Origin of the sequence: Amycolatopsis sp. NBC_01286, from assembly GCF_035982555.1 — a bacterium.
In the GTDB taxonomy this organism is placed as follows: Bacteria; Actinomycetota; Actinomycetes; order Mycobacteriales; family Pseudonocardiaceae; genus Amycolatopsis.
In genome coordinates, this window is sequence record NZ_CP108428.1 from 425,489 (window position 1) to 450,578 (window position 25,090).

Sequence of the window (25,090 nt, forward strand, 5' to 3'; positions counted from 1 at the left end):
GCTATTCGACTCCCATCAGCAGCACGGCGTCCGCCTGCCCACCCGCGTACCCGGCCAGCTCCACCTCGGGGTGCTCCACCCGAAGCTGCTCCGCGAGCTCTTCGGCGACCCCCGGCGGCGCGGCCGCCCCGCTCAGCACCGTCACCAGTTCCCCGCCCAGCGCCAGCATCCGGTTCAGCACCTTCATCGCCGCCGCGACGAGGTTGGTCTCCGACGCCGGGGCGGCCTCGATGAGCACCACCTCGTCGTCGACCAAGCCGACCACGTCGCCGGACTGGGCCCGGCCCACCCAGGTTAGCGACTCCTCCTGCGCGATCCGCAGTTCGCCACGCCTGGTCGCGGCGGCCGCCTCGGCCATCGCGACGACGTCGTCGTTGGTGCGGCGCCCGGCGTCGTGCACGGCCAGCGCCGCGAGCACCTGCACCGGCGACGTGCACGGGATGACCACGACGTCGCGGTCGGCGGCCATCGCGTGGCCCGCCGCGGTGTCGGCCGCCGCGGTCAGCGCGACCCCGCCCGGCAGCACCGTGACGTGCCGGCCGGCGGCCTCGTTGAGCAGGCCGATCATGTCCTCGACGCTCGGTGTGGTGCCTTCGGGCACTTCCAGGACCGGGATGCTCTCGGCGCGCAGCACCTCGGCCAGCCCGCCGCCGTGCACGACGGCGACGACGGTGCGGTCGATCCCGCCGCCCGGCTCGATCGGCGTCGGCGTGAGCAGCGGTTCGACGCGGATCCGGCGCGGCCGCCCCAGCGTCAGCCCGGCTTCGATGGCGGCGCCGATGTCGGCGCAGTGGACGTGCACGGCGTGGCTGCCCGAGCCGTCACCGGCCACCGTGACGCTGTCGCCGAGGCCGCCCAGCTCCTTGCGCAGGGTCGGCAGGCTCGCCTCGTCGACGCCGTCGAGCAGGTACATGACCTCCCAGGCGTAGACCTCGTCCGCCACCACCGGCACTTCGAGCGCGTGGTCCTGCTCGACCGCGGTGCCGGTGAGCACCCCGACCAGCGCGTCGAGCACGGCGACGAGCCCGCGGGCCCCGGCGTCGACGACCCCGGCCTTGGCCAGCGCGGGCAGCTGGAGCGGCGTCTTCTCGAGCGCGTGCGCGGCTTCCTTCGCGGCGGTTCGCGCCACTTCGCCGAGCTGACGCGTATCGCCGCGGACGGCGAGGGCGACGGCGTGCAGCACGGTCAGGATGGTCCCGGCGACCGGCCGGCTCACGGCCCCGGTGGCGACCTCGTCGGCGTGCCCCAGCGCGGCGGCCAGCCACGGGCCGTCCAGCTCGCCCTCGGCCCGGTCGGCCAGCCCGCGCACGACCTGGGAGAGGATCACGCCGGAGTTGCCCTTGGCCGAGGCGACGGCCCCGCGCGCGAGGACCCTCAGCGCGTCGGCGGCGGTCGCCGGCGCCGCGACGTCGAGCTCGGCGGCCGCGCCGGTCATCGTGAAGAGCATGTTGGAGCCGGTGTCGGAGTCCGCCACGGGGTAGACGTTGATCCCGTCGATGGCCGGCCGCAGGCTCGCCAGGCTGCGCACACAACCCGCAGCCCAGGCCGACACCGCCGCCGCGTCCAGCACCCGCACCCCGTGACCTCCTCGCCGTTCCCGGGGCGAGCGTATCGACCCCGTGCGGAACCCGGCGGAGCCACTGGTTACTATGGTCGAGTTGCCCAGTCCGTCTGGGCTCATTTCTATGACCCAGATCCAAAGGAGTTCGACGTGGCTGCCGTGTGCGACGTCTGTGGCAAGGGACCCGGCTTCGGCAAGTCGGTCTCGCACTCCCACCGGCGTACCAACCGCCGGTGGAACCCGAACATCCAGACCGTCCACGCCAAGGTGGGTATTTCCCAGCGCAAGCGCCTGAACGTGTGCACCTCGTGCATCAAGGCGGGCAAGGTCGTCCGGGGCTAAGGCGAAACTTAAAGGTGGCGAGTGCTCGTGGAGAGCACTCGCCATTTTTTTCGCCTTAGGTGTCTTCTGGGGGTCGAACCCCCAGACCCCCGCCAGGGGGCAAGCCCCCTGGACCCCCGGCGGGGTCACCTGAGCGGTCAGCTCACTTGTAGAACTCCACCAGCATGTCGCGCAGGGACTCCGGGTGCTGCAGCACTCCGTGGTCCTGGCCCGGGAGGGTCTCGTGGCGGGCACCGGGGACCGCCGACGCCGCGACGCGGGCTCCTGACTGCAGCTTCTCCGGGCTGGCGCCGCCGCCGATGACCAACGTCGGGGCCGTGATCCGGGCCAGGTGGTCCTTGCGCGGGCGGGCACCCGGGCCGCAGATCTCCAGGTCGTACGGGAGCGTGTGCGCCAGCGACGTGAACCAGCCCCACACCGGGGCCCGCTTCATCCCTTCGATGACCTCGGGCGGGGTGCCCGCGACCTCGAGGAACGTCGCCGCCGCGCCGTCGCGGTCGCCCGCGGCGATCTGCGCGGCCACCTTCTCCGTGACGTCGGGGCGTGATTCCGCGTCCGTCGCGTACGGCGGTTCGTACGCCACCAGCTTCTCGATCGCCAGGCCCGCTCCGGCCGCCTCCAGGGCCAGCACCGCGCCCGACGAGTGGCCGAACACCGACGCCGAGCCGCCGACCTCGGCGATCAGCGCCGCGATGTCCTCGATCTCCCGCTCGACCGCGTACGGACTGGTGTCACCGCTGTCGCCGCGGCCACGGCGGTCGTACGCGATCGTCGTGAAGTCCGCAGCCAAGACGTCGGCCAGGCCGGCGACCGTGGTCCGGTCGTTGAACGCGCCGCCGACCAGGATCACGGGCGCGCCCGTGCCGCGCTGGTCGTAGGCGATGGTCGTGCCGTCGGCCGATGTGACGTTCATGAGCCCTCCAAAGGTTTCCCCCTGGTCGGAGCCGTCACTCCGATCCGGACACCGAACCTACGGGAGCTTCCAGTCGACCGGCGCGGCGCCCTGCTGCTCCAGCAGTTCGTTGGCGCGGCTGAACGGGCGCGACCCGAAGAAGCCGTTGTGCGCCGACAGCGGGCTCGGGTGCGCCGACTCGATGCACGGCACCTCGCCCAGCATCGGGCGCAGGTTGCGGGCGTTGCGGCCCCAGAGGATCGCCACCATCGGCTCGGACCGGGCCGCGAGGGCCTTGATCGCCTGCTCGGTGACGTCTTCCCAGCCCTTGCCCTGGTGCGAGTTCGACTTGCCCGGCTGCACCGTCAGCGCCCGGTTGAGCAGCAGGACGCCCTGGTCGGCCCACGGCGTCAGGTCGCCGTTGGCCGGCAGCGGGTGGCCGAGGTCCTCGGCGTACTCCTTGTAGATGTTGACCAGGCTCTTCGGGATCGGCCGGACGTCCGGCGCCACCGAGAAGCTCAGGCCGACGGCGTGCCCGGGCGTCGGGTACGGGTCCTGGCCGACGATCAGCACCCGGACGTCGTGGAACGGCTGCTTGAACGCCCGCAGCACGTGTTCACCCGCCGGGAGGTACGTGCGGCCCGCGGTGATCTCCGCGCGGAGGAACTCCCCCATCGCGGCGACCTGCGGCGCCACCGGTTCCAGGGCCTCGGCCCAGCCTGCCTCGACGATGTCCTGCAGCGGTCGTGCGGTCACGGGCGGCGAGCTTACCGGCCGTGGCCGCCGTCACTCGCGCGGGTCGAGCCGCCGCAGTTCGACGCGGAACCGTTTCGCCCGCTCGACGTACGAATCCACCACGAGAGCGATGCTCTCCGGCCCGAAGGACTTGTTCTCCCGCGTCTTCGCGGGCACGCCGAGGGCGATCTCGCCGGTCTTGACGTACGAGCCGTACGACAGCACCGCGCCCGCGCCGACCATGCCGCCGTCCTCGACCACCGTGCCGTTGAGCACCACCGAGCCGGACGCGATCAGGCAGCCGGTGCCGATCTTCGCGCCCTCGATGTGCACCGCGTGCCCCACCGCCGACGACGGGCCGAGGATCGTCGGGTGCTGCTCGGTGCAGTGCAGGACGCAGCCGTCCTGGACGTTGGAGCGCTCGCCGATCTCGATGTAGCCGTGGTCGCCGCGCAGCACGGTCTGCGGCCACACCGACGCGTGGGCGGCGATCCGGACGTCGCCGATGACCGTCGCGTCCGGGTGGACGTAGGCGTCGGGGTGGATCGTCGGTTCGAGCGAACCGAGCGCGTAGATCGGCATGCCGCCTCCGGGGTGACTGCGGTTTCACGTGCCATGCGATTGGATCACGTCATCGACCCGAGGCAGCACACCCGTCCGAGAAGCACGCTCCTCGTGCTCCTGCTCGTCGCGCTGGCCTGGCTGTTGAGCGCGCCCGTCGCGGCGCCGGCAATGGCGAACGGCCTGGCCACGACGCCGCCGATGGGCTGGAACAGCTGGAACCAGGTCCGCTGTCACGACCTCACCGAGGACGTCGTCAAGCAGGCCGCCGACGCGCTCGCGGACGACGGCCTGCGCGACGCCGGGTACCGCTACGTCGTCGTCGACGACTGCTGGCAGGCCCCCGCGCGCGCCGCCGACGGCTCGCTGCAGGCCGATCCCACGCGGTTCCCGCACGGCATCGCCGACCTCGCCGACTACGTCCACTCGCGCGGCCTGCTGTTCGGGATCTACGCCGTGCCGGGCAGCCGGACCTGCGCGATGGCCAACGACGCCTACCCCGCGGCCGGCATCGGTTCGCTCGGCCACGAGCGGCAGGACGCCGAGACGTTCGACCGCTGGGGCGTCGACTACCTCAAGTACGACTGGTGCAATGCCGACACGGTCGACGGCCTGGACCGGCGGGCGGCGTTCGAGAAGATGCGCGACGAGCTGGCCGCGCTCCCCCGCCCGATCGTCTACGCGATCTCCGAATACGGCGTCTCCAGCCCGTGGACCTGGGCGCGGCCGGTGGCGAACCTGTGGCGGACCACCTACGACCTGACCCCGACCTGGGACTCCGTGCTCGCGACGATCGACCAGCAGGCCGCCGTCGCCGTCCACAGCGGCTCGCCCGGCGGCTGGAACGACCCGGACATGCTGCAGGTCGGCAACGGCACGCTGACCGCCGACGAGGCCCGCGCGCACTTCAGCGTCTGGGCCGTGCTGAACGCGCCGCTGTTCGCCGGGACCGATCCGGCGAAGCTGGGCGACGACGACCTCGCGACGCTGGGCAACCCCGAGGCGATCGCCGTCGACCAGGACTTCGCGGGCGGCCAGGGCCGGCAGCTCGCGGCCGGGCCGGGCTACCAGGTGTGGGGCAAGCCCCTGTCCGGCGGCGGGTTCGCGGTGGTGCTGCTCAACACCGGCACCACCACCGCGACCGTGTCCGCGACGGTCCCGGGCGCCTGGAACGTCCGGGATCTCTGGGCCCACCAGGACGTGGGCACCGCGATCTCCGCGTCCCTGCGCCCGCACGCCGCGGCCCTGCTGAAGCTCACGCCCCGCTGAGGTCCTTGGCGTAACACCGGCTGTCCGGCTCGTTCTTGTAGATGCCGAAGCCGGGGATCTCGACGTAGCCCGACGACGCGTAGAGCGCGATCGCCTCCGGCTGCTTGGTGCCGGTTTCCAGCACCGCGCGCTTGCGGCCGGACAGCGCCGCCGTGCGCTCCAGCTCGAACAGGATCATCCGCGCGAACCCGCGACCACGCGCGGAGTCGGCGACGTACATCCGCTTGAACTCGGCGTCGCCGTCCTGGAAGTCGGGGGCGGGGCCGTCGTGCGCGCGCCACGCTCCACAAGCGACGGCTTCGTCGCCCTGGTAGCCGATGAGGAACAGGCCCTGCGGCGGGTCGAACTGCGCGGGGTCCATCGGGGTGGCGTCTTCGTCGCCGTAGCGCTCGACGTAAACCTGTTGCACCGCGGCCATGAGCTTGGCCGCGTCGGGGTGGTCGTAGGGGACCGGAACGATTCTCACGTTCGCAGAGCCTAGATCAGCGCCAGTGGGTCCAGCCGCCTTCTCGCGTCGAAGGCTTGCCGTCCACGGTGATCCCCGAGTCCGGCATGGTCGCGACGCCGATGGTGCGCCAACCCTCCGGCAGCTCGGTGAACGACGGGAACGTGGCGACCAGGGCGTGGTCCTCGCCGCCGGTGAGGACCCAGTCGAGCGGGTCCGCGCCCAGCGCGGCGCCGACTTCGGTGAGCCGGGCGGGGACGTCGAGGTCGGCGGTGCGGACGTCGATGCCGACCCCGGACGCCTCGGCGATGTGCCCCAGATCGGCCAGTAGCCCGTCGGAGACGTCGATCATGGCCGTGGCCCCGGCGAGCGCGGCGCGCGGCCCGGCTTCGTACGGCGGCTCCGGGGCGCGCTGGGCGTTGACGACGCCGACCGGGGACCGGAAGCCGCGGCCGAGCACGGCCAGGCCCGCGGCCGCCCAGCCGAGCTTCCCGCAGACCGCGACGACGTCGCCGGGGCGGGCCCCCGAGCGCGTCACCGGTTCGCGGTCGCCGAGGTCGCCGAGCGCGGTGACGCTGATCACGAGCTGGTCGGCGCGGACCATGTCACCGCCGGAGACGCCGACGCCGGCGCGTTCGGCCTCGGCCCACATGCCGTCGGCCAGCGCGGTGATCACCTCGCGCGGGGTGTCGGGCGGGCAGGCGATGCCGACGAGGACGGACGTCGGCGCGGCGCCCATGGCGGCGATGTCGGCCAGGTTGACCGCGACGGCCTTGCGCCCGACCTGCTCCGGGGCGGACCAGTCGAGCCGGAAGTGCACCCCCTGCACCAGGACGTCCGTGCTGGCGACCACGCGCCCGTCGGGGGCGGCGATCACGGCGGCGTCGTCGCCGGGGCCGAGCAGCGTGCCCGGGGGCTGGCGGCGTCCTTCCGTGACGGCTCGGATGAGCGCGAACTCCCCGGTCTCGGCGACCGTTGCGTCGTTCGGTGACACCGGTCACCTCTGCTTTCTCTACCGGGACAAAGATCGATCACCGATAGTCGGATGCCCTATGTTTTTGCGTGAGCTGGCGATACGTTGCTGGCTGAGAACGTTCCTGCTCCCAAGTTCCTACCCTGAGCCGATCGATCCCGACGAAAGGGCGCGCCGTGGTCCACGCATACATCCTCATCCAGACCGAGGTCGGCAAGGCGGCCGCGGTGGCGGCCGAGATCTCGAGCATCCCTGGTGTGACCAGCTCGGAGGATGTCACCGGCCCGTACGACGTCATCGTGCGCGCGGCCGCCGACAGCGTGGACCAGCTGGGCCAGCTCGTGGTCGCGAAGGTGCAGAACGTGGAAGGCATCACCCGGACGCTGACCTGCCCGGTCGTGCATCTCTGAGCAGTGGTGTAGTGGTCCGGTGCCTGACTCCGACACCGGCGCCCCACCCAGGGTGGTGCTCGTCACCGCGGCCGCGCTCGCCGTGGCCCTGGCGGTCGCCGTGGCCGTCTTCGCCCTGACTCACCGTTCTCCGGATCCCGCGGCCGGCCCGTTGCCGCTGGTCTCCGTGCCCGCCCCGGCGGCGGCGTCCCCGGCGTGCAAGACGCTGCTGGGCGCGGTGCCGACCGAGCTGACGTCGAACGGGTCATCGCTCTCGCTGCGCACCCTGGCGGACCCGGCCCCGCCGGCGACGGTGGCGTGGGGCACGACCGACCCGCTGGTGCTCCGGTGCGGGCTGGACCGCCCGCCGGAGCTGACCCCGACGTCACAGCTGAGGCTGGTGAACGGCGTCCAGTGGCTGCAGGTCCCGGGCGACGGCGCGTCGACGTGGTACGTGGTGGACCGCGAGGTCTACTCGGCCCTCACGGTGCCGGACAGCGCCGGAACGGGCCCGTTGCAGCAGATCTCGGACACGGTGGCCGCGAAGCTGCCCGCGCGCCCGCTGCGGTTCTCCTGAAAGCCGTGAAGGCCTCCTTCCCGGCTCTTATGGCCGGTAAGGAGGCCTTCACGGCTTTGGGCTAGCGGAGGCCGGTGCCGCGGGCGATCGCCGTCTCGATGAGGGTGGTCAGCAGGGTCGGGTAGTCCACGCCGGTGACTTCCCACATCTTCGGGTAGGCGGACTTCGTCGTGAAGCCGGGCATCGTGTTGACCTCGTTGATGCTCGGTTCGCCGTCGGCGCCCACGAAGAAGTCGACGCGGGCGAGGCCCTGACAGTCCAGCGCCCGGAAGGCCTCGACGGCCATCGCGCGGAGCTTCTCGGTGACGGCGTCGTCGAGCTTGGCCGGGATGTCCAGCTCGGCGTCATCACCCAGGTACTTGGTTTCGAAGTCGTACCAAGCGTTTTCGTCCTCGGACAGGACGCGGATCTCGGCCGGGAGCGACGCCTCGACGCGGCCGTCCGGGAACTCCAGGACACCGCACTCGACCTCGCGACCGACGACGGCCGCCTCGACGAGGACCTTCGGGTCGGTGGCGCGGGCCAGCTCGATGGCGGCGTCGAGGTCGTCCCAGGACGTCACGCGGCTGATGCCGACCGAGGAACCGGCGCGCGACGGCTTCACGAACACCGGCAGGCCGAGCTGGGTTTTGGCCTCGTCGTCCAAAGTGGACTGACCCCGGCGGAGCGCGGCGAAGGTACCGACCGGAAGTCCTTCGGCGGCCAGGAGCTTCTTCGCGGTCTCCTTGTCCATGGCGGCCGCGCTGGCGAGCACGCCAGGGCCGACGTACGGGATGCCGGCGAGCTCGAGCAGGCCCTGGATGGTGCCGTCCTCACCGAAGGCGCCGTGCAGCACCGGGAAAACGACGTCCACCTGGGACAGCAGCTCGCTTTCCCGCCCCGGCTCGACGGCGACGAGCCCCTGGCTGGAGGGATCCCCGGCGAGCACGAGGTTCTTGCCGTCTTCGACGGACGGCAGCTCACGGCCGCGGATGGCGAGCTGAGCGGAGTCGCCGGTCCCGAGCACCCAGCGCCCTTCACGAGTGATGCCGACCGGGACGGCTTCGAACCGCTCCGGGTCGAGGTTCCCCAGGACACTGCCCGCGGACAGGCAGGAGATGGTGTGCTCGCTACTGCGCCCGCCGAACACGACCGCCACCCGGATCTTCTCGCTCATGGTGAGCCACCGTACCCGGTGACCTCGACGAACACCCCAGCCCCGTGCGACGGGCGAGACGCTCAGAGCGCCGAACGCAACCCTCGTGGCCCAGGGACGTCGTTACCTACGAGGGGCATTGTCAGCGCAGCAGCGACACCGATGTCAGCACCAACACCGGCACCAACGCGGCAGCGCCGCACCGAGCACCTCCCCGCGCAGCCGACTCGCCCTTTGTGAGCCGTACGCGGGGTGTCGGCCGGACGCGAGTGCCGGCCTTACGCGGATTGCCCGGCTGACCCGCCCGTCTCCTTGGCGGCCCGCCCGTCCCCTTGCCCGGCCCGTACGTCCGCTCGGCTGGCCCGCCCGCCCGAACACAGCGCCCGCCCGCCCGAACACAGCGCCCGCCCGCCCGAACACAGCGCCCGCCCGCCCGAACACAGCGCCCGCCCGCCCGAACACAGCGCCCGCCCGCCCGAACACAGCGCCCGCCCGCCCGAACACAGCGCCCGCCCGCCCGAACACAGCGCCCGCCCGCCCGAACACAGCGCCCGCCCGCCCGAACACAGCGCCCGCCCTCCCAGGGGGTCCATCCCCGCTCCAGCGTATCCAGGCCGACCGACGAAAATTCGGAAAAGCCCTCGCCAGGGCCCGGTTATCCACATCACGGCCAGGCTGTGGACAACGACTGGACCGCCGCCCGGCACCCGGCCGCCATCACGCGGGCTCAGAAGGTCGGCACGCGTGATCAAAGCCGGTACTCAGCTGCTTGAGAGCGGAGCCGCGTGACGGCAGGCGAGACTCGCGTGATTCGGAACGGAACTCGCGTGATCGGAGCCGGAACTCGAGTGCCTGAGAGCCGAGCCGCGTGATGGGAGGCGAGACTCGCGTGACTGGGGACGGAACTCGCGTGACCGGAGGCGGAACTCGCGAAGGTGGGCCGGCGGCGGACTGCTGGCAAACCGTCAGCGCAGCAGCGAGACCAGCGTCGGCAGTGCCGACACCAACGCCTCCCGTGTGCATCCCGCGTACCCGATCGCCACTCCGTGCGCCGTCGGGACTCCCGCGAAGTGCCGCGCCAGCCCGTCCAGCCGGATCCCCCGCCGCTCCGCCGTCGCGATCACCGACGCCTCCACCTCAGCCGACGGGAACGGGACCACCAGGTGCGCCCCGGCGTCGTCGCCGCGGAGGGGGATTCCTGCCGTTGCCAAGGCGCCCGCCAAGAGCGTTCGGCGCTCCGCCATCTCGCGGCGGATCTTGCGCAGGTGCCTTCCCAGGTCTCCGTTGCGCGCGAACTCGTACAGCACCCGCTGCCCCGCCGGCGACGGCCGCGTGCCCGTCAGGTCGCGGTACGCCAGCACCGCCGACGTGATCGCCTCCGGCGCCACCATCCAGCCCGCGCCCAGCGTCGGCGTCAGGATCTTCGACGTCGTCCCCAGGTGCGCGACGACGTCCGGGGCCAGCGACGCCAGCATCGGCAGCGGCGCGACGTCGAAGCGCAGCTCGCCGTCGTAGTCGTCCTCGATCACCAGCATCGACGACGCCCGCGCCCGCTCGACCAGCGAGACCCGCCGCGCCGCGCTCAGCCGGCTGCCCATCGGGTACTGGTGCGCCGGCGAGCAGTACACCGCCCGCGCGCCCGCCGGGATCGCCTCCGGCCGCAGCCCCTCCTCGTCCACCGGGACGCCGACGACCCGCATACCCGCCCGGAGGAACGCCTGCACCGCGCGCTGGTAGCCAGGCTCCTCGACGGCCACGACGTCACCGCGTTCCAGCACCGCCGAGGCCAGCTCGACCACCGCGGCGGTCGTCCCGCCGGTGGCCAGCACCGAGCCCGCCGCCAGGCCGCGGTGGCGCAGCAGGTGCTCCGACACGGCCGCGCGGTACTCCGGCAGGCCCGCGCGGTGGGCGCGGATCAGCGGGTCCGGGTCGGCCGCGGCGCGCCACGCCCGGCGCCAGGCCGCGCGGTCCAGCCCGGCCGCCCACGGTGTGCCCGGCCCGAGGTCCAGCAGCGACGGCGGCTCGACCTCGGCCGAAGGCGCGACGCCCGGCGCCGGGACCTCCGAAGCCGAAAACGACGGCGGCGTCGTCACGTAGGTCCCCGAGCCGTGCCGCCCGGCGATCCAGCCCTCGGCGTGGAGCTGCTCGTACGCGGCCGACGTCACCGTCCGGCTGACGCCGAGCCGGCCGGCCAGCGCGCGGGTCGACGGCAGCCGGTCGCCGCCGCGCAGGTGCCCGGACGCCGCCGCCTCGCGCAGCGCGTCCGCGAGCTGGACGGCGAGCGGTGTGACGGACGCGCGGTCGAGGCTGACCGGGAGCGCGGTGTCGGCGTGGGTCACGCGGGCCTCCTCAAGTGGACTTCCCAAGTGGACTTCCCAAGTGTACGAGAAGTGGACGTTTTCCGATGCCACTGCCGGGAGAGACGCTGGTCGCATGCTTTCCACCACGCCCCGCACCACGCTCGGCCGCAAGAAGAACCGGGCCGTCACCGACCGCGCCGTGCTGCACGCCGTGCTGGACGACGGCCTGATCTGCCACCTCGGCGTCGTCCGCGACGGCGTCCCGCTGGTCCTGCCCACCGGCTACGGCCGCGACGGTGACACGCTCTACCTGCACGGTTCCACCGGCGCGTCGAGCCTCCGGAAAGCCACCCAGGACCTCGACGTCTGCGTCACGGTGACCCTGCTCGACGGCATCGTCTACGCGCGGTCGGTGAACAACCACTCGATGAACTACCGCAGCGCCGTCATCCTCGGGAAGGCGAAGCTCGTCACCGACGCCGAGGCGAAGATGCACGGCCTCGAGGTGCTCACCGACCACCTCGCGCCGGGTTCGTGGGCGCACGCGCGGGAGGTCAACGCCAAGGAGTTCGCCGCGGTGTCGGTGCTCTCCCTCGACCTCGCCGAGGCGTCGGTGAAGATGCGCGCGGAAGGCCCCGACGACGAGCCGGACGACGTCGGCGCGGACACCGCGTGGGCCGGGGTGCTGCCGGTGCGGACGGTCTTCGGCGCGCCCGAGCCGTCGGCCGACCTCTCCCCCGGCTGGGTGATTCCGCCGCACGTCACCGATCGGGAGTAGCACGCTGTCGATCCGCGCGGTGGCCGTTCGTATAGGCGGCGACAGACCGAAGCGGAAGGACACCCCATGCGCGAACTCAGCGTCACCATGAACGTCACCCTCGACGGCGTCGTCCAGGGCCTCGGCCGGCCCGACGAGGACACCCGCGGCGGCTTCACCCACGGCGGCTGGGGCGGCCGCTACCAGGACGAGGTCCTGGGCCAGGAGATGAGCCAGGGCATGGGCAAGCCCGGCGACATGCTGTTCGGCCGCCGCACCTGGGAGGACTTCATCGGCGCGTGGGCCGGGCAGACCGACGGCAACCCGTTCACCACGCACATGAACGCGGCCACCAAGTACGTCGCTTCGACCACTTTGGACGACGTCGGCGCGTGGCAGAACTCCGTGCTGCTGCGCGGAGACGCGGCGAGCACGGTGGCCGAGCTGAAGGCCACGCCCGGCAACGACCTGTCGGTCATCGGCAGCGCCGCGCTCGTGCGCGCGCTGCACGCGGCCGGGCTCGTCGACCGCTACACGCTGCTGATCCACCCGCTGACGCTCGGCCGCGGCGCGCGCCTGTTCGACGCCGACGCGCCCTTCACCGAGTTCACGCTCACCCGCAGCGTCGCGACCACCAAGGGCGTGATCATCGCCTACTACGACCGGCGCAAGTCCTCGTGAGTGTTTAGGGCGGTTAGAACCGCCCTAAACACTCACGACCGGGCCAGCGGGAGCCGGACGGTGAAGGTCGTGCGGCCCGGGGCGGACTCCACCGAGACCGTGCCGCCGTGCGCCGTGACCAGGGACTGCACCACCGACAGGCCGAGGCCGGTGCCGCCGCCCGAGCGGGTGCGGGAGTCGTCGACGCGGAAGAACCGGTCGAAGATCCGCTCCTGGTCGGCCGGCGCAATGGCGGCGGGCCCGGCGTCGGTGACCCGGGCGACGGCCCCGGCGCCCTCGACCGCCACCGCGACGTGCACCGCGGTCCCCGGCGGCGTGTGCACGGCCGCGTTGGCCAGCAGGTTGTCGAGCACCTGCCGCAGCCGCACCGGGTCAGCGTCCACCAGGGCCGGATCCAGGGAAGTCGTCACCGGGTGGTCGGGCCGGCCGGCGGCGAACGCGTCCGCCGCGTCGCCGGCCAGCTCGGCCAGGTCCGTCCGCTCCGGACGCAACGGCGTCTCGGCCGCCCGCGCGTCGAGGCGGGCCAGCAGCAGGAGGTCGTCGACGAGCACGGTCATCCGCGCCGTCTCCTCGCGGATCTTGCTCAGGTGCGCCTCGCGTTCCGCCGGCTCGTTCGCGGCCGCGTAGCGGAACAGGTCGGCGTAGCCCCGGATCGACGTCAGCGGGGTGCGCAGCTCGTGGGAGGCGTCGGCGACGAACCGGCGCAGCCGCTCGTTCGCCTCGGTCCTGGCCGCCAGTGACGTGTCGATGTGCGCCAGCATCACGTTGAACGCCGTCCGCAGCTCCTCCACCTCGACGCCGCCGCCGCTGCCCGACGCGCGCACCGGCAGATCGGGGTTCGCGGTGAGGTCGTGGGCCGCGATGTCGTGCGCGGTGCCGGCCATGTCGGCCAGCGGGCGCAGGCCGCGGCGCAGCACCAGCCGGCCGACGACCACGAGCACCGCCAGCGCGAGCGCGAACGCGCCCACCTCGACCCAGACCAGCTGCCGGACGGTCCCGTTCAGATCCCCCTGCGGCGCGGCGCTCAACAGCACCGAATCGGTGTCGACCGGGCAGGCTCGCACCCGGTAGGGGCCGTCGTCGTAGAGGTAGATGTCGCGGGTGACGTCGCCGCCGACGGCGTCGGCGGCGATCTTCGCCAGCTGCTTGCCGTCGCCCGGCAGCATCCCGCCCGGCTCGGGCGTCGCGACGCCGTCGCGCACCGAGTACAGCGCCGAGTACCAGGAGTAGACCGACTGCGGCGAGCCGTGCGTCTCGCGCAGCGTCGGCACCTGGGTGTTCTGGCTCTTGGACAGCTGCTCGTCGAGGCGCCGGTCGAGGTAGCCGTGCATGATCCCGACGGTCGTGACGCCGACGGCGGCGAACACCACCAGGGCGAGCGCGCCGAGGCCGAGCGTGATGCGGGTGCCGAGCCGGGTGCGCCGCCAGGCCCCGTACCACCGGCGGAAGAAGCCCCTCACCGGTTGACCTGGCGCACGACGTACCCGACGCCGCGCACGGTGTGGATCAGCGGTTCGCCCGCGCCCGCGTCGATCTTGCGGCGCAGGTGCGAGATGACGAGTTCGACCACATTGGACCGGCCGCCGAAGTCGTACTCCCAGACGTGGTCGAGGATCTGCGCCTTCGTCAGCACGGACGGCGAGCGGCGCATCAGGTAGCGCAGCAGCTCGTACTCGGTCGGCGTCAGCTCGGCGGGCGCCCCGTCGCCGCGGCGGACCTCGCGGGTGTCCTCGTCCAGCGTCAGGTCCCCGACGCGCAGCACGGCCCCGCGCGCGGCGGCCGGGAGCGCGGCGCCGGTGCTGCGGCGCAGGACCGCCCGCAGCCGCGCCATCAGCTCCTCGACGGAAAACGGTTTCACCAGGTAGTCGTCACCCCCGCGGGTGAGCCCGGCGATCCGGTCCGCCGTCGCGTCCTTGGCCGTGAGGAACACCACGGGCACCGCGCTGCCGTTCGCGCGCAGCCGGTCGAGCACGGTGAAGCCGTCGAAGTCGGGCAGCATCAGGTCCAGCACCACGATGTCCGGCGCGAACGCCGCCGCCTCGCTCAGCGCGGCCTTGCCGGAACCGGCCGTGACCGCCTGCCAGCCCTCGTACCGGGCGACGGTGGCGACGAGGTCGGCGATGTGCGGCTCGTCGTCGACGACGAGCAGGCGCACGGGTTCGGAGGGCTGCACCACCCCATCTTCTCCCGGCGCGCGAGCGGGCGGCGAGGCGGTGACGCGGGCCGACAGGAACCCGACAGCCGGCACCCAGACTCGCCACAGGCTCGGTGGCGAGGCTGGCCTTCGTGAACCGAACCGACGAGGGATCCGTGTGACCAGCATGACGCAGACCGCCGAGGCCACGCGCCCGGCGATCCGCCCCCGGATCGCCGCGAAATCCGGCCTCTTCCTCCTCCTGGGCGCCAACGTGGCCGCCGTGACCACCCTGTTCGCGCAGGCCGGGCTCTCCGACGACGTGCTGATCAGCATCGGCAGGCTCGCCGGGCTGTACGGCGCCCTCGCGATGGCGTTCCAGCTGCTGCTGGTGGCCCGGCTGCCCTGGCTGGACCGGCGCATCGGCATGGACCGGCTCACGACGTGGCACCGCTGGACCGGCTTCACGATCCTGTGGACGCTGCTCGCGCACCTGGTGTTCATCGTGTTCGGGTACGCCGAGGTCGAGCACCACGGCGTCGTCGACGAGCTGGTGGACATGGCGAACCAGCTGGAGGGCATCCTGCGCGCGCTGGTCGCGTTCGCGGTGATCCTCATCGTCGGGGCGGCGTCGGCGAAGTTCGCGCGCCGGCGGCTGGCCTACGAGACGTGGCACTTCATCCACCTCTACACCTACGCGGCGGTGTTCCTCGCGTTCACGCACCAGATCGCGCTCGGGACGTCGTTCGCCGGCTCGCCGATGGCGAAGGGCTACTGGTGGACGCTCTGGCTCAGCGCCGGCGCCGCCGTGCTCGCCGGGCGCGTGCTGCTCCCGCTGTGGCGGAACCTGCGTCACCGGCTGCGCGTCACCGCCGTCGTTTCCGAGGCCCCGGACGTGGTTTCGGTCTACATGAGCGGCAAGCACCTCGACCGGATGCCGGTCCGCGCCGGCCAGTTCTTCCTGTGGCGGTTCCTCACCAAGGACCGCTGGTACCAGGCCAACCCCTTCTCGCTGTCCGCGGCGCCCGACGGCCGCACGCTGCGCCTGACCGCGAAGGCCCTCGGCGACGCCAGCGCGTCGCTGCGCAACCTCCGCATCGGGACGCGGGTGTTCGCCGAAGGCCCGTACGGCGCGTTCACGACGATCCACCAGCAGCGGCCCGACGCGCTGCTCGTGGCGGGCGGCGTCGGCATCACGCCGATCCGCGCGCTGCTGGAGGACATCCAAGGCCACGTCGTCGTGCTCTACCGGGTGCGCACGCAGGCCGACGCGGTGCTGCTGCCCGAGCTGAACCAGCTGGCCAAGACCCGCGGCGCGATGGTGAGCGTCCTCACCGGACCCGACCAGGCCGTCGGGCCGCGCGGCACGATGCTCGGCCCGGCGAACCTGCACATGATGGTGCCGGACGTGCACGAGCGGGACGTCTTCGTCTGCGGCCCGCCCGGGATGACGTCGGCCGTGCTGCGCAGCCTGCGGGAGCTGCGCGTGCCCAAGGCCCAGGTCCACGCCGAACGCTTCAGCCTCGCGGCCTAGGGGGACTCGTCATGAAGAGAACCATCTTCGTCGTCGCGCTGTCGATCGCGGGCTTCATCGCGGTCTGGCGGTTCGAACCCGGGCCGCCGGTGCAGAACACCGCCGTCGCCCAGGCACCGCCGGCCGTCGTCGCACCGTCCGCTCCGGCTCCTACAACGGCGCCTTCACCGTCCACTTCGGCCGGTGGCCCGACCGGTGGCACGTCGAACTCCCCTGCGACGTCCGCGCCGCCGCCGTCTACTTCGGACAGTGCGAAAGCGACGGTGACCACGCAGGGCACGGCCGAGTGGAGCACCTACGGGACCGTGCAGGTCCAGGTGACCTTCGCCGGCTCCCGGCTGGCCGCGATCACCCTGCTGCAGGCGCCGGACGGCGGGCGCGCGCTGACCGCGTTGCCGAAGCTGCAGGAGGAGGCGATCAAGGCGCAGAGCGCGAAGATCGACACGGTGACCGGCGCGACCGAGACGAGCGAGTCGTACAAGACGTCGCTGCAGGCCGCCATCGACGCTCGGGGCAACTGATGACGAACCGCGTGGAACAGGTGATGGGCCTGCCGATCTCCCTCGACCTGCGGGACAGGGACGACACCGGCGACTTCACCGACGTCGTCGACGACGTCTTCGCGTGGTTCCGCGACGTCGACGCCCGGTTCAGCCCGTTCAAGCCGGACAGCGAGGTCAGCCGCTACGACCGCGGCGAGCTGCCGGCCGAGGACCTGAGCGACGACCTGATCGAGGTGCTGGAGCTCTGCGCGTACTACGAGCAGCTCTCCGGCGGCGCGTTCCGGGCGCGGCTGCCCGGGCGCGGCCTCGACCCGTGCGCGGTGGTGAAGGGCTGGGCGGTGCAGCGCGCCGCCGACATGCTCAAGGCCGAAGGCGCGACGACGTTCTGCCTCAACGCGGGCGGCGACGTCGTCACCGCCGGCGAGCCCGAACCCGGACGGCCGTGGCGGGTCGGCGTCCGCCACCCCGAGCAGCCCCTGGCCGTGTGCGCGGTGCTGGAGTCGCGCAACGGCGCCATCGCGACGTCGGCGGCCTACGAGCGCGGCTCGCACATCCTCGACGGCCGCGACGGCACCCCGGCGACCGGCCTGATGAGCGTCACGGTGGTGGCCGGCGACCTGGTCACGGCGGACGCGCTGGCCACGGCGGCGTTCGCGATGGGCGCCGAGGGCATCACGTGGGCGGCGGACCGGCCGGGCTGCGAGATCCTCATCGTCGACGACAGCCGCCGGATGCACCGGACCGCGGGGCTCGCGGTCGCTTCGTAAATCGAGTCGCTCCGGCGTGGACACTCGGCCAGACTCGGGGCATGCCTTCCGCCGTGCTGAACGTGTCCGTCGACTGCGCCGACCCGTACACCCTCTGCCAGTTCTGGAGCCAGGTCACCGGGAAACCGATCCCCGACGGCGACCACCCGGGTGACGACGAGGTCGGCATCGAGCTGTCCGACGGCACCGCCTTGCTGTTCCTGAAGGTGCCGGAACCGAAGACGGTCAAGAACCGCCTGCACCTGTGCCTGCAACCGGACGTCCCGCGTGACGAAGAGGTCGCGCGCCTGATCGGGCTGGGCGCCACGCTCCTCCACGACCGGCGCAACGAGGACGGCACCGGCTGGGCCGTGCTCGCCGACCCCGAGGGCAACGAGTTCTGCGTGCTGCGCAGCAAGGCCGAGCGCGCGGCGACGTCGTGACGGACTCGTTCGCGGCCTCTTTCGGGGTGAACAAGGCCAACTGGGACGACCGCGCGCCGCTGCACGCGTCCTCACCGGACTACAACTTCGCGGACTTCGCCGCCGATCCGGCGTACCTGAGCGCCGTCGTGCGCTTCGACCGGCCCCGGCTGGGTGACATCGCCGGGCTGCGCGCGGTGCACCTGCAGTGCCACCTCGGCACGGACACGGTGTCGCTGTCCCGGCTGGGCGCGCGGGTGTCCGGGCTCGACTTCTCGGGCGCGGCGCTGACCGAGGCGCGGCGGCTGGCCGAGGCGGCGGGCGCGGACGTCGACTACCACGAGGCCAACGTCTACGACGCCGTCTCCGTGCTGGGCGCGGGCGCGTTCGACCTGGTCTACACCGGAATCGGCGCCCTGTGCTGGCTGCCGTCGGTGGCGCGCTGGGCCGAGGTCGTCGCGGGCCTGCTGCGGCCGGGCGGGCGGCTGTTCATCCGCGAGGCGCACCCGATGCTGCAGACGCTCGACGAGACCGCCGACCCCGCGCTGCCGCGGTACCCGTACTTCGAGCAGGCCGAGCCGCTGGTGTTCGACGAGCCGGGCACCTACGTCGAGGTCGACGGCGCACTGACCCACACGGTGACCCACGAGTGGAACCACTCGCTGGGCGAGATCGTCACCGCGCTGCTGGCCGCCGGGCTGACGCTGACCGGGCTCACCGAGCACGACAGCGTGCCGTGGAACGCCATCCCGGGCCAGATGGTGCACGACGAGGCCGTCGACGAGTGGCGGCTGAAGGACACGCCGCAACGGCTCGCGGCGAGCTACACGCTCCAGGCCGTCAAGTGACCGTGATCGCGGTCGCCACCCTGGGCGGCACCATCTCGATGGCCCCTGCCGGCGGTTCCGGGGGCGCGGTGCCGCGGTTCGGCGCCGCGGAGCTGCTCGCCGGTCTGGGCGACCTGCCGTTCGAGGTGCGCGCGGAGACCCTGGCCGGCATCGGCAGCGCGTCGCTGGACTTCGCGACGCTGCTGCGCTGCCGCGACTGGGGTCTGGCACAGGACGCCGACGGTTTCGTGGTCGTCCAGGGCACCGACACCCTCGAGGAGACGGCGTACTTCCTGGACCTGTGCTGGCCGTCGGAGACCCCGGTGGTCGTCACGGGCGCGATGCGCAACGCGGGCCTGCTCAGCCCGGACGGCCCGGCGAACCTGCGGAACGCGCTGACCGTCGCGGCCGATCCCCGCGGCCGGGGGCGCGGCGCGATGGTGACGCTGAACGACGACGTCCACGCGGCGCGGTGGGTGCGGAAAGCGCATTCGAGCCACCTGGAAGCGTTTTCGTCGGCGCCGGCGGGCCCGCTCGGCATGGTCGTCGAGCAGGCGGTGCACTGGTTCCACCCGTCGCCGCCGCGGCTGCCTGTTCTCTCCGGCGACGACTTCAGCGGGCTGGTACCGGTGGTCGAGTCCGGTCTGGACGACCCGGGCGCGGTGCTGGAGCTGGTCTCGGCGGATCCGCGCGTGCGCGGGGTGGTGCTGGCCGCGGCGGGCGCCGGACACGTCTCGGCGGGCACGGCCGACGTCGTCGAACGGCTGGTTCCGCGGCTGCCGGTGGCGGTCGCGTCCCGGACGGGCGCCGGGCCGACGCTGCGCTCGACGTACGGCTTCCGCGGTTCGGAGTCGAGCCTGATCGCGATGGGCGCGACGATGGCGGGCTGGCTGGACGCCCGCAAGTCCCGGATCCTGCTGGCCACACTGCTGGCGGCCGGCGCCGACCGCACGCGCATCGAGCAGGAGTTCCGCCTCCGCGGCGACCTCGGCTGACCCCGGCAGGTCAGTCGCGGATCGGACCGCTCAGCGGGTCCAGGTGGTACGGGCGCATCGCACGGCCCGCGTCGCGGTAGACGTGGACCGAGACCGCCGGGTCCGGGCCTTCGTTGCGGACCTCGTGCACGTAGCCCGGGCCGAACACCCGCGACTGCCCCGCGGCGAGCGCGTGCAGCTCGGTGATCGCGCGGCCGTCGGGCGCGCGGCGGGCGACCGCCTCCGTCAGGTGGCCGCTGACCACCGTGAACGCGCCGCTGGCGATCGCGTGGTCGTGCAGGTCGGTGCGCTGGCCGGGCAGCCAGCTCATCAGCCACACCTCCTGCTGCTCGTCCTGGGAGACGAGCGTCGCGTAGCGCTCCTCCGGGTCGTAGCGCAGCAGGTGCTTCCAGCGGTCGCGATCGGCGGCGACCTCCAGCGCGACGCGCACGGGGTGGCGCAGCGCGGGGTTCTCGGGACGCAGCAGGGTGTTGTCCGGGACGGCGAACATGAGGGTCCTCACGGGAGAAAAGGGGTGTCGAGCTGGGCCGGGGCGGGGTTCACCGACAACAGCGACACGCACACATGACGGCGCGGAGGTCGTGACGACCCCGCGACTCGATCATGGTTGGTGCGAACATGGCACCTACGGTTCCAGCCACCCGGAGGCCGGTCAAGCGGCTCCCAGCATCCGGGCGGTACGTGATCCGCCCGCCCGGTGCCGGAAAGCCGTGAAGGCCTGGCGGATTCACGTGGTGGTTGCAACACCTGGTGTTTGTTGATCTGACAGTAGCTTCGTGAGGGCCTCGGTCGGTGTTCGCCAGCCGAGGGTCTCCCGAGGTCGCCCGTTCAGCTCCGCCGCCACCCGTGCCAGCTCCGCGGCGGTGTGCCGGGACAGGTCGGTGCCTTTGGGGAAGTACTGCCGGAGCAGACCGTTGGTGTTCTCGTTGCTGCCGCGCTGCCAGGGCGAATGCGGATCGCAGAAGTAGATCTGCAACCCCGTGTCCAGGGTGATCTTCCGGTGATGGGCCATCTCTTTGCCCTGATCCCAGGTCAGCGAGCCCAGCAGCAGCGGCGGCAACGTCTGGATCATCTCGGTCATCGACGCCGCGACCGTGGCTGCGTCCCGCCCGTGGGGCAGGTGCAGCAGCATCACGAACCGGGTCGAGCGTTCCACCAGCGTCCCGATCGCGGACCGATTGTCCTGGCCCAGGATCAGGTCACCTTCCCAATGCCCCGGCACCGCACGATCAGCGGCCTCGCCAGGCCGCTCGGAAATGTTGACCATGCCCTGGATCCCGCCCGACGGGCGCTCCCGCCGAGCCTGGGCCTGCCGCCGCGGCATCCGCAACGCCCGCCCGGTCCGCAACGCCGCGCTCAGTTCCCGGCGCAACGCACCCCGACCCTGCACATACAGCGACTGATAGATCGTCTCGTGCGACACCCGCATCTCCGGCCGGTCGGGAAAGTCCAGCACCAGTCTCTCGGAGATCTGCCGCGGCGACCACTTCCGGGTCAGCCCGTCCTGCACCACCGCCCGCAACGCCGGATCGGCACGCAGCTTCGCGGTCTTGGGTCGTTTCGCACGTTCCTCGGCCGCGTGCTGGGCACTGCTGGCCCGGTAGTGGCCGGACAGGCCGGTGTTGCGGGCCAGCTCCCGCGACACCGTCGAGGCCGACCGGCCGATCACCCGTCCGATCGCGCGGGGGCCGTGACCTGCGGCTGTGAGGCAGGCGATCTCGTCCCGTTCGGCGATGCTCAGCCGGAGTGGGCCGGGGCGGGTGGGTGCGTTGGCGGTCACTCCGCCAGCGTGGCGGAACAGCCGCACTCCCGTGGTCGGGGCGAAGCCGGCCGCTCGCGCGGCCGGCTTCGCCGCCTTCCCGGCCCGGATCTGGTCCCAGAAGTCCAGCTGCGCTGATCGTGGCAGCCATCGATGCGCTCGAACCATCGGCAACTCCACCCCTTTCATCGAGGTGGTGTTGCAACGACCCCATGACTCCAAGCCTCCTTCCCGGCCTTTAGCGCCGGTAAGGAGGCCTTCACGGCTTTTCGCTTTACGACCACTCGTGTTTTTGGGAGCGGCCCAGCAGTTCCGCGCCGGCCTGGCGCGGGTCGACGCCCTCGTGGCAGACGCGGTGCATCGCGTCCGTGATCGGCATGTCGACACCGAGGCTCCGCGCGAGTGCCCGGATCGACGAGCACGACATGACGCCCTCGGCGACCTGCCCACCGCCGGCGGCCTGGGCCTGCTCCAGCGTGTCGCCACGGCCGAGGCGCTCGCCGAACGTCCGGTTGCGCGACAGCGGCGACGAGCACGTCGCGACCAGGTCGCCGACCCCGGCGAGCCCGGCGAACGTCAGCGGGTCGGCGCCGAGTTTCGCGCCGAGCCGGGCCATCTCGGCCAGGCCGCGGGTGATGAGCGTCGCCATCGTGTTGGTGCCGAGGCCGAGGCCCGCGGCCATCCCGGTGCTGAGCGCGATGACGTTCTTGCACGCCCCGCCCAGCTCGCAGCCGACGACGTCGGTGTTGGTGTAGGGCCGGAAGTAGGAGTTGGCGCTGGCGCGCTGGATCGCGACCGCGCGCTCGTGGTCGGCGCAGGCGAGCACCGACGCGGACGGCTGCCCCGCGGCGATCTCCTTGGCCAGGTTCGGCCCGGTGACGACGACGACCTCGCCGGCTGGGATTTCGACGATCTCGGCGATCACCTCGCTCATCCGCTTGAGCGTGCCGAGTTCGACGCCCTTGGCCAGGCTGACGAGGATCGTGTCGGCCGGCAGCAGGGGCCGCCACTCCGAGAGGTTGGCCCGCAGGCTCTGGCTGGGCACGGCCAGCACCACGGCCTCGGCGCCGTCGAGGGCCTCGGCCGGGTCGGCGGTCGCGGTGATGTTCACCGGCAGCGCGACGTCCGGCAGGTACGCGGAGTTGGCGTGCCGCTCGCGGATGTCCGCGGCGACCTGCTCGCGGCGCGCCCACATGGTGACGTCGCGCCCGGCGTCGCCGAGGACCTTCGCGAACGCGGTGCCCCACGAACCGGCGCCGAGCACGGTGACCCGCTGGACGTCGGCGCGCATCAGGCGGTATCCCCCGGCTTCGCCGGCGGCGGTTCCTCGTGCCGGATCTCGCCGAGCAGCCGGGTCACGTCGTCCATCATCACCTTCGTGACCTCTCGCAGTTTCGCCGCGCTGCGCGTGTTGCCGCCGCGGTAGGCGGACAGGTCGAGCGGGTCGCCGACCGAGTGGGTGACGGTCTTGCGCGGGAACGGCGTGAACTTCTTGGTGTAGCCGTTGAAGATCTGGCTGGTGCCCCAGCGCGCGATCGGGATCACGGGGACGTCGTTCTGCAGCGCGAGCCGGGCGGCGCCGGTGAAGGACTCCTTCGGCCAGCCGGCCGGGTCCTTGGTGATGGTGCCCTCGGGGTAGATCACGACGAGCTTCCCTGCTGCAAGGGCGTCGTGCGCGGCCTTGAGACTGTCCCCCGCGGCGGCCGAGCCCCGCGAGACGGGGATCTGCCCCGCCCCGACGAAGATCTTCCCGAAGATCGGCGTCCGGGTCAGCGACTCCTTGCCGAGGAAGCGGGGAACGCGCTTCTGGCGGTGCACGAACACGGCGTCGACGACGGGGTCGAGGTGCGAGATGTGGTTCATCACCAGCAGCGCGGGCCCCTGCCGGGGGATCTTCTCGGTCCCGGCGTACACCCGCCGCCCGATCCCGGTCACCGGGTAGAACAGTACGGCGGCGAGCCCCACCCAGAAGCCGCCCTTCTCACGCCGGGCCACAGTCTTCCTCCTCCACAGCTCAAGTCCACCCTTGATCCTGCCGCGCCGGCCTTAGAGCGGTCCAGGGAGGGTGGCCGACGGCCCCCGAGCCCAGGTGAAACACCCCGACCAGCGCAAGCCGGCCAGGCCCGGCCGGGTGGGCCGGGCGGGCTGGACGGGCCGGGCTGAGCTGGGCGGGCTCGGCCAGGTGGGCTCAGCCAGCTGGGCAGGGTCTGCCGGGGTGGGCGGTGGGGTGCTTACCGGAGCGGCCCCCGACCCCCGACCCCGGAGCAGGCGGCGGTCTCGACGCTGGTCCACACCTGACGAGGCTGCGCGGGCTCGGGGTCGTGAGTGTTTAGGAGGGTTAGAACCCTCCTAAACACTCACGACCAGCCGCGGCAGACCCGGAACAGCAGCTCGGGTCGGGGCAGGCAGGTCGGCGGCGCCTGCAGTCTGCAGGTCAGATGCTGGGCCGGGCGGCTCACCGGCGCGAAGGGTCACCCAGCCGGGTCGAGCGTCAGGCCGGGTTCGGAAACTCGGGGCCTCACCGCGGGCCGCTGGGATGTCGCCGAAGACTCCTTACTCGCCGTCGCACTGTGAACAACTCGCTTCCGATGTTCCACTCGTGCGAGTCACCCGCTCCCGGCGCGAATGCCGGAGAACTGCCGCCTTTCGCCGCCGACAGCAGACCTTCAGCGCGGCCCTGCGGCGGCCGAACGAACCGCGAATCCCCAGCAACAGGCCCAAATCCGCCGCCATTCCCGCCCCCAGACAGAGCCCACCCTCCCCGGGGGCCACCCCGTCTCAAGCGTATCGACCGGCCCGGACGAAACCCGCGCCGAACGGACCCCCGAGCCCGGAGTTGTCCACATCACGGTGGACCTGTGGACAACCGCCCCGCTCGTGCCCCGGCTGCCGGGGTTTCGGGTAAAGATGGACGGGTGGACGTGGACCTGGTCGTGCCGATGAAACACCCTCGCGATGGCAAGTCGCGGCTGCGTGGTGCCGTAGACACCGAACGCCATCCCGGGCTGGTGCTGGCGCTCGCCGCCGACACGCTCGCCGCCGTGGTCGCCACCGCGAACGTGCGGCGGGTGTTGCTCGTCGCCGCCGATCCCGATGCCGTCGCCGAGCTGCGGAACCTCGGGATCGAGATCATCGGGGAAGGAGGCGGAAGAGGCCTCAACCAAGCCTTCCGGCACGGGGCCGACCTGCTCCGGCGGGACGACCCGGGCGGCGTGGTCGGCGCGCTGCAAGCCGACCTCCCCGCGCTGCGGGCCGGCGATCTGTCGGCCGCGCTCGTCGAGGCCGCGGGGCGGCGGTCCTTCGTCGCCGATCGGCAGGGCACCGGCACCACGCTGCTGCTGGCCGCCCCCGGCGCGCCGCTCGACCCGCGGTTCGGGCCCGGCTCCGCGCGGGCGCACGAGGCTTCCGGAGCCGTCCCGCTCCGGGGCGGGCTGCCGTCGCTGCGCAGTGACGTCGACACGCCCGAAGACCTCGCCCACGTACGGACCCTCGGTGTCGGAAAACACACCACCGCCCGGCTAGGGGAACCATGCGCCGCACCCGGCTGAGCTGT

The 25,090-nt window shown here is 72.4% G+C and carries 27 protein-coding genes; 13 read left to right on the plus strand and 14 right to left on the minus strand.

All coding sequences use genetic code 11. The annotated features are described in order from the left end of the window. Nucleotide 1: 1 nt before the first annotated feature. Nucleotides 2-1,576 (minus strand): DAK2 domain-containing protein, encoded by a 1,575-nt coding sequence (locus OG570_RS01970; protein ID WP_326955361.1) that lies wholly within the window; start codon nt 1,574-1,576, stop codon nt 2-4. A 135-nt stretch (nt 1,577-1,711) separates the two neighbouring features. Here OG570_RS01970 and rpmB point away from each other — a divergent pair, with 135 nt between their 5' ends. Beyond that, nucleotides 1,712-1,903 carry a 50S ribosomal protein L28 gene (gene rpmB, locus OG570_RS01975; RefSeq protein WP_247062089.1) on the plus strand — a complete coding sequence of 64 codons (192 nt, stop codon included), beginning with the start codon at nt 1,712-1,714 and terminating at the stop codon, nt 1,901-1,903. 142 nt (nt 1,904-2,045) lie between these two features. Here rpmB and OG570_RS01980 read toward each other — a convergent pair whose 3' ends face one another. The 3 genes from OG570_RS01980 to OG570_RS01990 are packed head-to-tail and all read right to left on the minus strand — an operon-like array spanning nt 2,046 to nt 4,112. Beyond that, on the minus strand, nt 2,046-2,816 hold the full coding sequence (locus OG570_RS01980; RefSeq protein ID WP_326955362.1) for an alpha/beta fold hydrolase: 771 nt from the start codon (nt 2,814-2,816) through the stop codon (nt 2,046-2,048). Between the two features lie 57 nt (nt 2,817-2,873). Beyond that, nucleotides 2,874-3,551, minus strand: coding sequence for a uracil-DNA glycosylase (locus OG570_RS01985; RefSeq protein WP_326947000.1), 678 nt, complete (start codon nt 3,549-3,551; stop codon nt 2,874-2,876). 30 nt (nt 3,552-3,581) lie between these two features. Further along, nucleotides 3,582-4,112, minus strand: coding sequence for a gamma carbonic anhydrase family protein (locus tag OG570_RS01990; RefSeq protein ID WP_326946999.1), 531 nt, complete (start codon nt 4,110-4,112; stop codon nt 3,582-3,584). A gap of 93 nt (nt 4,113-4,205) precedes the next feature. On the opposite strand from OG570_RS01990, the gene OG570_RS01995 reads away from it, so the two are divergent. After that, nucleotides 4,206-5,360 carry a glycoside hydrolase family 27 protein gene (locus tag OG570_RS01995; RefSeq protein WP_326955363.1) on the plus strand — a complete coding sequence of 385 codons (1,155 nt, stop codon included), beginning with the start codon at nt 4,206-4,208 and terminating at the stop codon, nt 5,358-5,360. Here OG570_RS01995 and OG570_RS02000 read toward each other — a convergent pair. Both OG570_RS02000 and OG570_RS02005 read right to left on the minus strand, forming a co-directional pair. Beyond that, complete coding sequence (locus OG570_RS02000; protein WP_326946997.1) at nt 5,347-5,826, minus strand: GNAT family N-acetyltransferase; 480 nt, start codon at nt 5,824-5,826, stop codon at nt 5,347-5,349. The two genes, OG570_RS01995 and OG570_RS02000, sit on opposite strands and share 14 nt — an antisense overlap. Nucleotides 5,827-5,842: 16 nt before the next feature. Beyond that, nucleotides 5,843-6,799, minus strand: a complete 957-nt coding sequence (locus OG570_RS02005; protein ID WP_247062082.1) for a thiamine-phosphate kinase — start codon at nt 6,797-6,799, stop codon at nt 5,843-5,845. Between the two features lie 155 nt (nt 6,800-6,954). Here OG570_RS02005 and OG570_RS02010 point away from each other — a divergent pair, with 155 nt between their 5' ends. After that, a complete protein-coding gene (locus OG570_RS02010; RefSeq protein ID WP_125306405.1) occupies nt 6,955-7,188 on the plus strand; it encodes an Lrp/AsnC family transcriptional regulator in 234 nt (77 codons plus the stop codon). A gap of 19 nt (nt 7,189-7,207) precedes the next feature. Beyond that, the gene (locus OG570_RS02015) at nt 7,208-7,744 is read left to right on the plus strand and encodes a DUF3515 domain-containing protein (protein WP_326955364.1); all 537 of its coding nucleotides are present in this window, start codon (nt 7,208-7,210) and stop codon (nt 7,742-7,744) included. A 61-nt stretch (nt 7,745-7,805) separates the two neighbouring features. Here OG570_RS02015 and OG570_RS02020 read toward each other — a convergent pair whose 3' ends face one another. After that, the gene (locus OG570_RS02020) at nt 7,806-8,900 is read right to left on the minus strand and encodes a D-alanine--D-alanine ligase family protein (RefSeq protein WP_326955365.1); all 1,095 of its coding nucleotides are present in this window, start codon (nt 8,898-8,900) and stop codon (nt 7,806-7,808) included. 944 nt (nt 8,901-9,844) lie between these two features. Then, nucleotides 9,845-11,218: a MocR-like pyridoxine biosynthesis transcription factor PdxR gene (gene pdxR / locus OG570_RS02025; protein WP_326955366.1), complete on the minus strand. Its 1,374-nt coding sequence runs from the start codon at nt 11,216-11,218 to the stop codon at nt 9,845-9,847. A 94-nt stretch (nt 11,219-11,312) separates the two neighbouring features. Here pdxR and OG570_RS02030 point away from each other — a divergent pair, with 94 nt between their 5' ends. Both OG570_RS02030 and OG570_RS02035 read left to right on the plus strand, forming a co-directional pair. After that, a complete protein-coding gene (locus OG570_RS02030; RefSeq protein ID WP_326946992.1) occupies nt 11,313-11,957 on the plus strand; it encodes a pyridoxamine 5'-phosphate oxidase family protein in 645 nt (214 codons plus the stop codon). Nucleotides 11,958-12,023: 66 nt separating this feature from the next. Further along, nucleotides 12,024-12,617, plus strand: a complete 594-nt coding sequence (locus tag OG570_RS02035) for a dihydrofolate reductase family protein (RefSeq protein WP_326955367.1) — start codon at nt 12,024-12,026, stop codon at nt 12,615-12,617. Nucleotides 12,618-12,649: 32 nt separating this feature from the next. Here OG570_RS02035 and OG570_RS02040 read toward each other — a convergent pair whose 3' ends face one another. Together OG570_RS02040 and OG570_RS02045 are read right to left on the minus strand one after the other, a co-directional pair. Next, on the minus strand, nt 12,650-14,077 hold the full coding sequence (locus OG570_RS02040) for a sensor histidine kinase (protein ID WP_326955368.1): 1,428 nt from the start codon (nt 14,075-14,077) through the stop codon (nt 12,650-12,652). Then, nucleotides 14,074-14,790, minus strand: coding sequence for a response regulator transcription factor (locus OG570_RS02045; RefSeq protein ID WP_247064039.1), 717 nt, complete (start codon nt 14,788-14,790; stop codon nt 14,074-14,076). Before OG570_RS02045 ends, OG570_RS02040 begins: the two co-directional genes overlap by 4 nt. Before the next feature lie 148 nt (nt 14,791-14,938). Between OG570_RS02045 and OG570_RS02050 the strand changes: the two genes are divergently transcribed. From OG570_RS02050 to OG570_RS02075, 6 genes are read left to right on the plus strand one after another with little or no spacing between them, the layout of a single operon-like run. Next, complete coding sequence (locus tag OG570_RS02050; protein WP_326955369.1) at nt 14,939-16,285, plus strand: ferredoxin reductase family protein; 1,347 nt, start codon at nt 14,939-14,941, stop codon at nt 16,283-16,285. An 11-nt stretch (nt 16,286-16,296) separates the two neighbouring features. Beyond that, nucleotides 16,297-16,806, plus strand: a complete 510-nt coding sequence (locus tag OG570_RS02055) for an FMN-binding protein (RefSeq protein ID WP_326946987.1) — start codon at nt 16,297-16,299, stop codon at nt 16,804-16,806. Beyond that, nucleotides 16,806-17,555 carry an FAD:protein FMN transferase gene (locus OG570_RS02060; RefSeq protein WP_326955370.1) on the plus strand — a complete coding sequence of 250 codons (750 nt, stop codon included), beginning with the start codon at nt 16,806-16,808 and terminating at the stop codon, nt 17,553-17,555. Before OG570_RS02055 ends, OG570_RS02060 begins: the two co-directional genes overlap by 1 nt. A 41-nt stretch (nt 17,556-17,596) precedes the next feature. Next, nucleotides 17,597-17,977 (plus strand): VOC family protein, encoded by a 381-nt coding sequence (locus OG570_RS02065; RefSeq protein ID WP_326955371.1) that lies wholly within the window; start codon nt 17,597-17,599, stop codon nt 17,975-17,977. Further along, complete coding sequence (locus OG570_RS02070) at nt 17,974-18,804, plus strand: class I SAM-dependent methyltransferase (protein WP_326955372.1); 831 nt, start codon at nt 17,974-17,976, stop codon at nt 18,802-18,804. Before OG570_RS02065 ends, OG570_RS02070 begins: the two co-directional genes overlap by 4 nt. Beyond that, the gene (locus OG570_RS02075) at nt 18,801-19,778 is read left to right on the plus strand and encodes an asparaginase (protein ID WP_326955373.1); all 978 of its coding nucleotides are present in this window, start codon (nt 18,801-18,803) and stop codon (nt 19,776-19,778) included. The genes OG570_RS02070 and OG570_RS02075 overlap by 4 nt, the downstream gene beginning before the upstream one ends. A 10-nt stretch (nt 19,779-19,788) precedes the next feature. On the opposite strand, the gene OG570_RS02080 is transcribed toward OG570_RS02075, so the two are convergent. From OG570_RS02080 to OG570_RS02095, 4 genes are all read right to left on the minus strand, one after another. Further along, the gene (locus tag OG570_RS02080; RefSeq protein WP_326951806.1) at nt 19,789-20,268 is read right to left on the minus strand and encodes a cysteine dioxygenase; all 480 of its coding nucleotides are present in this window, start codon (nt 20,266-20,268) and stop codon (nt 19,789-19,791) included. 237 nt (nt 20,269-20,505) lie between these two features. Further along, nucleotides 20,506-21,705 carry an IS30 family transposase gene (locus tag OG570_RS02085; protein WP_442788307.1) on the minus strand — a complete coding sequence of 400 codons (1,200 nt, stop codon included), beginning with the start codon at nt 21,703-21,705 and terminating at the stop codon, nt 20,506-20,508. 106 nt (nt 21,706-21,811) lie between these two features. Further along, entirely contained in the window at nt 21,812-22,828 is a 1,017-nt protein-coding gene (locus OG570_RS02090) for an NAD(P)H-dependent glycerol-3-phosphate dehydrogenase (protein WP_326955375.1), read from the minus strand. Further along, a complete protein-coding gene (locus tag OG570_RS02095) occupies nt 22,828-23,532 on the minus strand; it encodes a lysophospholipid acyltransferase family protein (RefSeq protein WP_326955376.1) in 705 nt (234 codons plus the stop codon). The genes OG570_RS02090 and OG570_RS02095 overlap by 1 nt, the downstream gene beginning before the upstream one ends. Before the next feature lie 920 nt (nt 23,533-24,452). Between OG570_RS02095 and cofC the strand changes: the two genes are divergently transcribed. Next, entirely contained in the window at nt 24,453-25,085 is a 633-nt protein-coding gene (gene cofC, locus OG570_RS02100) for a 2-phospho-L-lactate guanylyltransferase (RefSeq protein ID WP_326955377.1), read from the plus strand. Nucleotides 25,086-25,090 lie beyond the last annotated feature (5 nt).

Excerpts from the sequence above, each read along its gene's own strand:
- OG570_RS01980 (WP_326955362.1), bottom strand. The coding sequence starts at position 2,816 with ATGAACGTCACATCGGCCGACGGCACGACCATCGCCTACGACCAGCGC.
- OG570_RS01990 (WP_326946999.1), bottom strand. The coding sequence starts at position 4,112 with ATGCCGATCTACGCGCTCGGTTCGCTCGAACCGACGATCCACCCCGAC.
- OG570_RS02020 (WP_326955365.1), bottom strand. The coding sequence starts at position 8,900 with ATGAGCGAGAAGATCCGGGTGGCGGTCGTGTTCGGCGGGCGCAGTAGC.
- OG570_RS02030 (WP_326946992.1), top strand. The coding sequence starts at position 11,313 with ATGCTTTCCACCACGCCCCGCACCACGCTCGGCCGCAAGAAGAACCGG.
- OG570_RS02035 (WP_326955367.1), top strand. The coding sequence starts at position 12,024 with ATGCGCGAACTCAGCGTCACCATGAACGTCACCCTCGACGGCGTCGTC.
- OG570_RS02050 (WP_326955369.1), top strand. The coding sequence starts at position 14,939 with ATGACGCAGACCGCCGAGGCCACGCGCCCGGCGATCCGCCCCCGGATC.
- OG570_RS02055 (WP_326946987.1), top strand. The coding sequence starts at position 16,297 with ATGAAGAGAACCATCTTCGTCGTCGCGCTGTCGATCGCGGGCTTCATC.
- OG570_RS02060 (WP_326955370.1), top strand. The coding sequence starts at position 16,806 with ATGACGAACCGCGTGGAACAGGTGATGGGCCTGCCGATCTCCCTCGAC.
- OG570_RS02065 (WP_326955371.1), top strand. The coding sequence starts at position 17,597 with ATGCCTTCCGCCGTGCTGAACGTGTCCGTCGACTGCGCCGACCCGTAC.
- OG570_RS02080 (WP_326951806.1), bottom strand. The coding sequence starts at position 20,268 with ATGTTCGCCGTCCCGGACAACACCCTGCTGCGTCCCGAGAACCCCGCG.
- OG570_RS02085 (WP_442788307.1), bottom strand. The coding sequence starts at position 21,705 with ATGGTTCGAGCGCATCGATGGCTGCCACGATCAGCGCAGCTGGACTTC.
- OG570_RS02090 (WP_326955375.1), bottom strand. The coding sequence starts at position 22,828 with ATGCGCGCCGACGTCCAGCGGGTCACCGTGCTCGGCGCCGGTTCGTGG.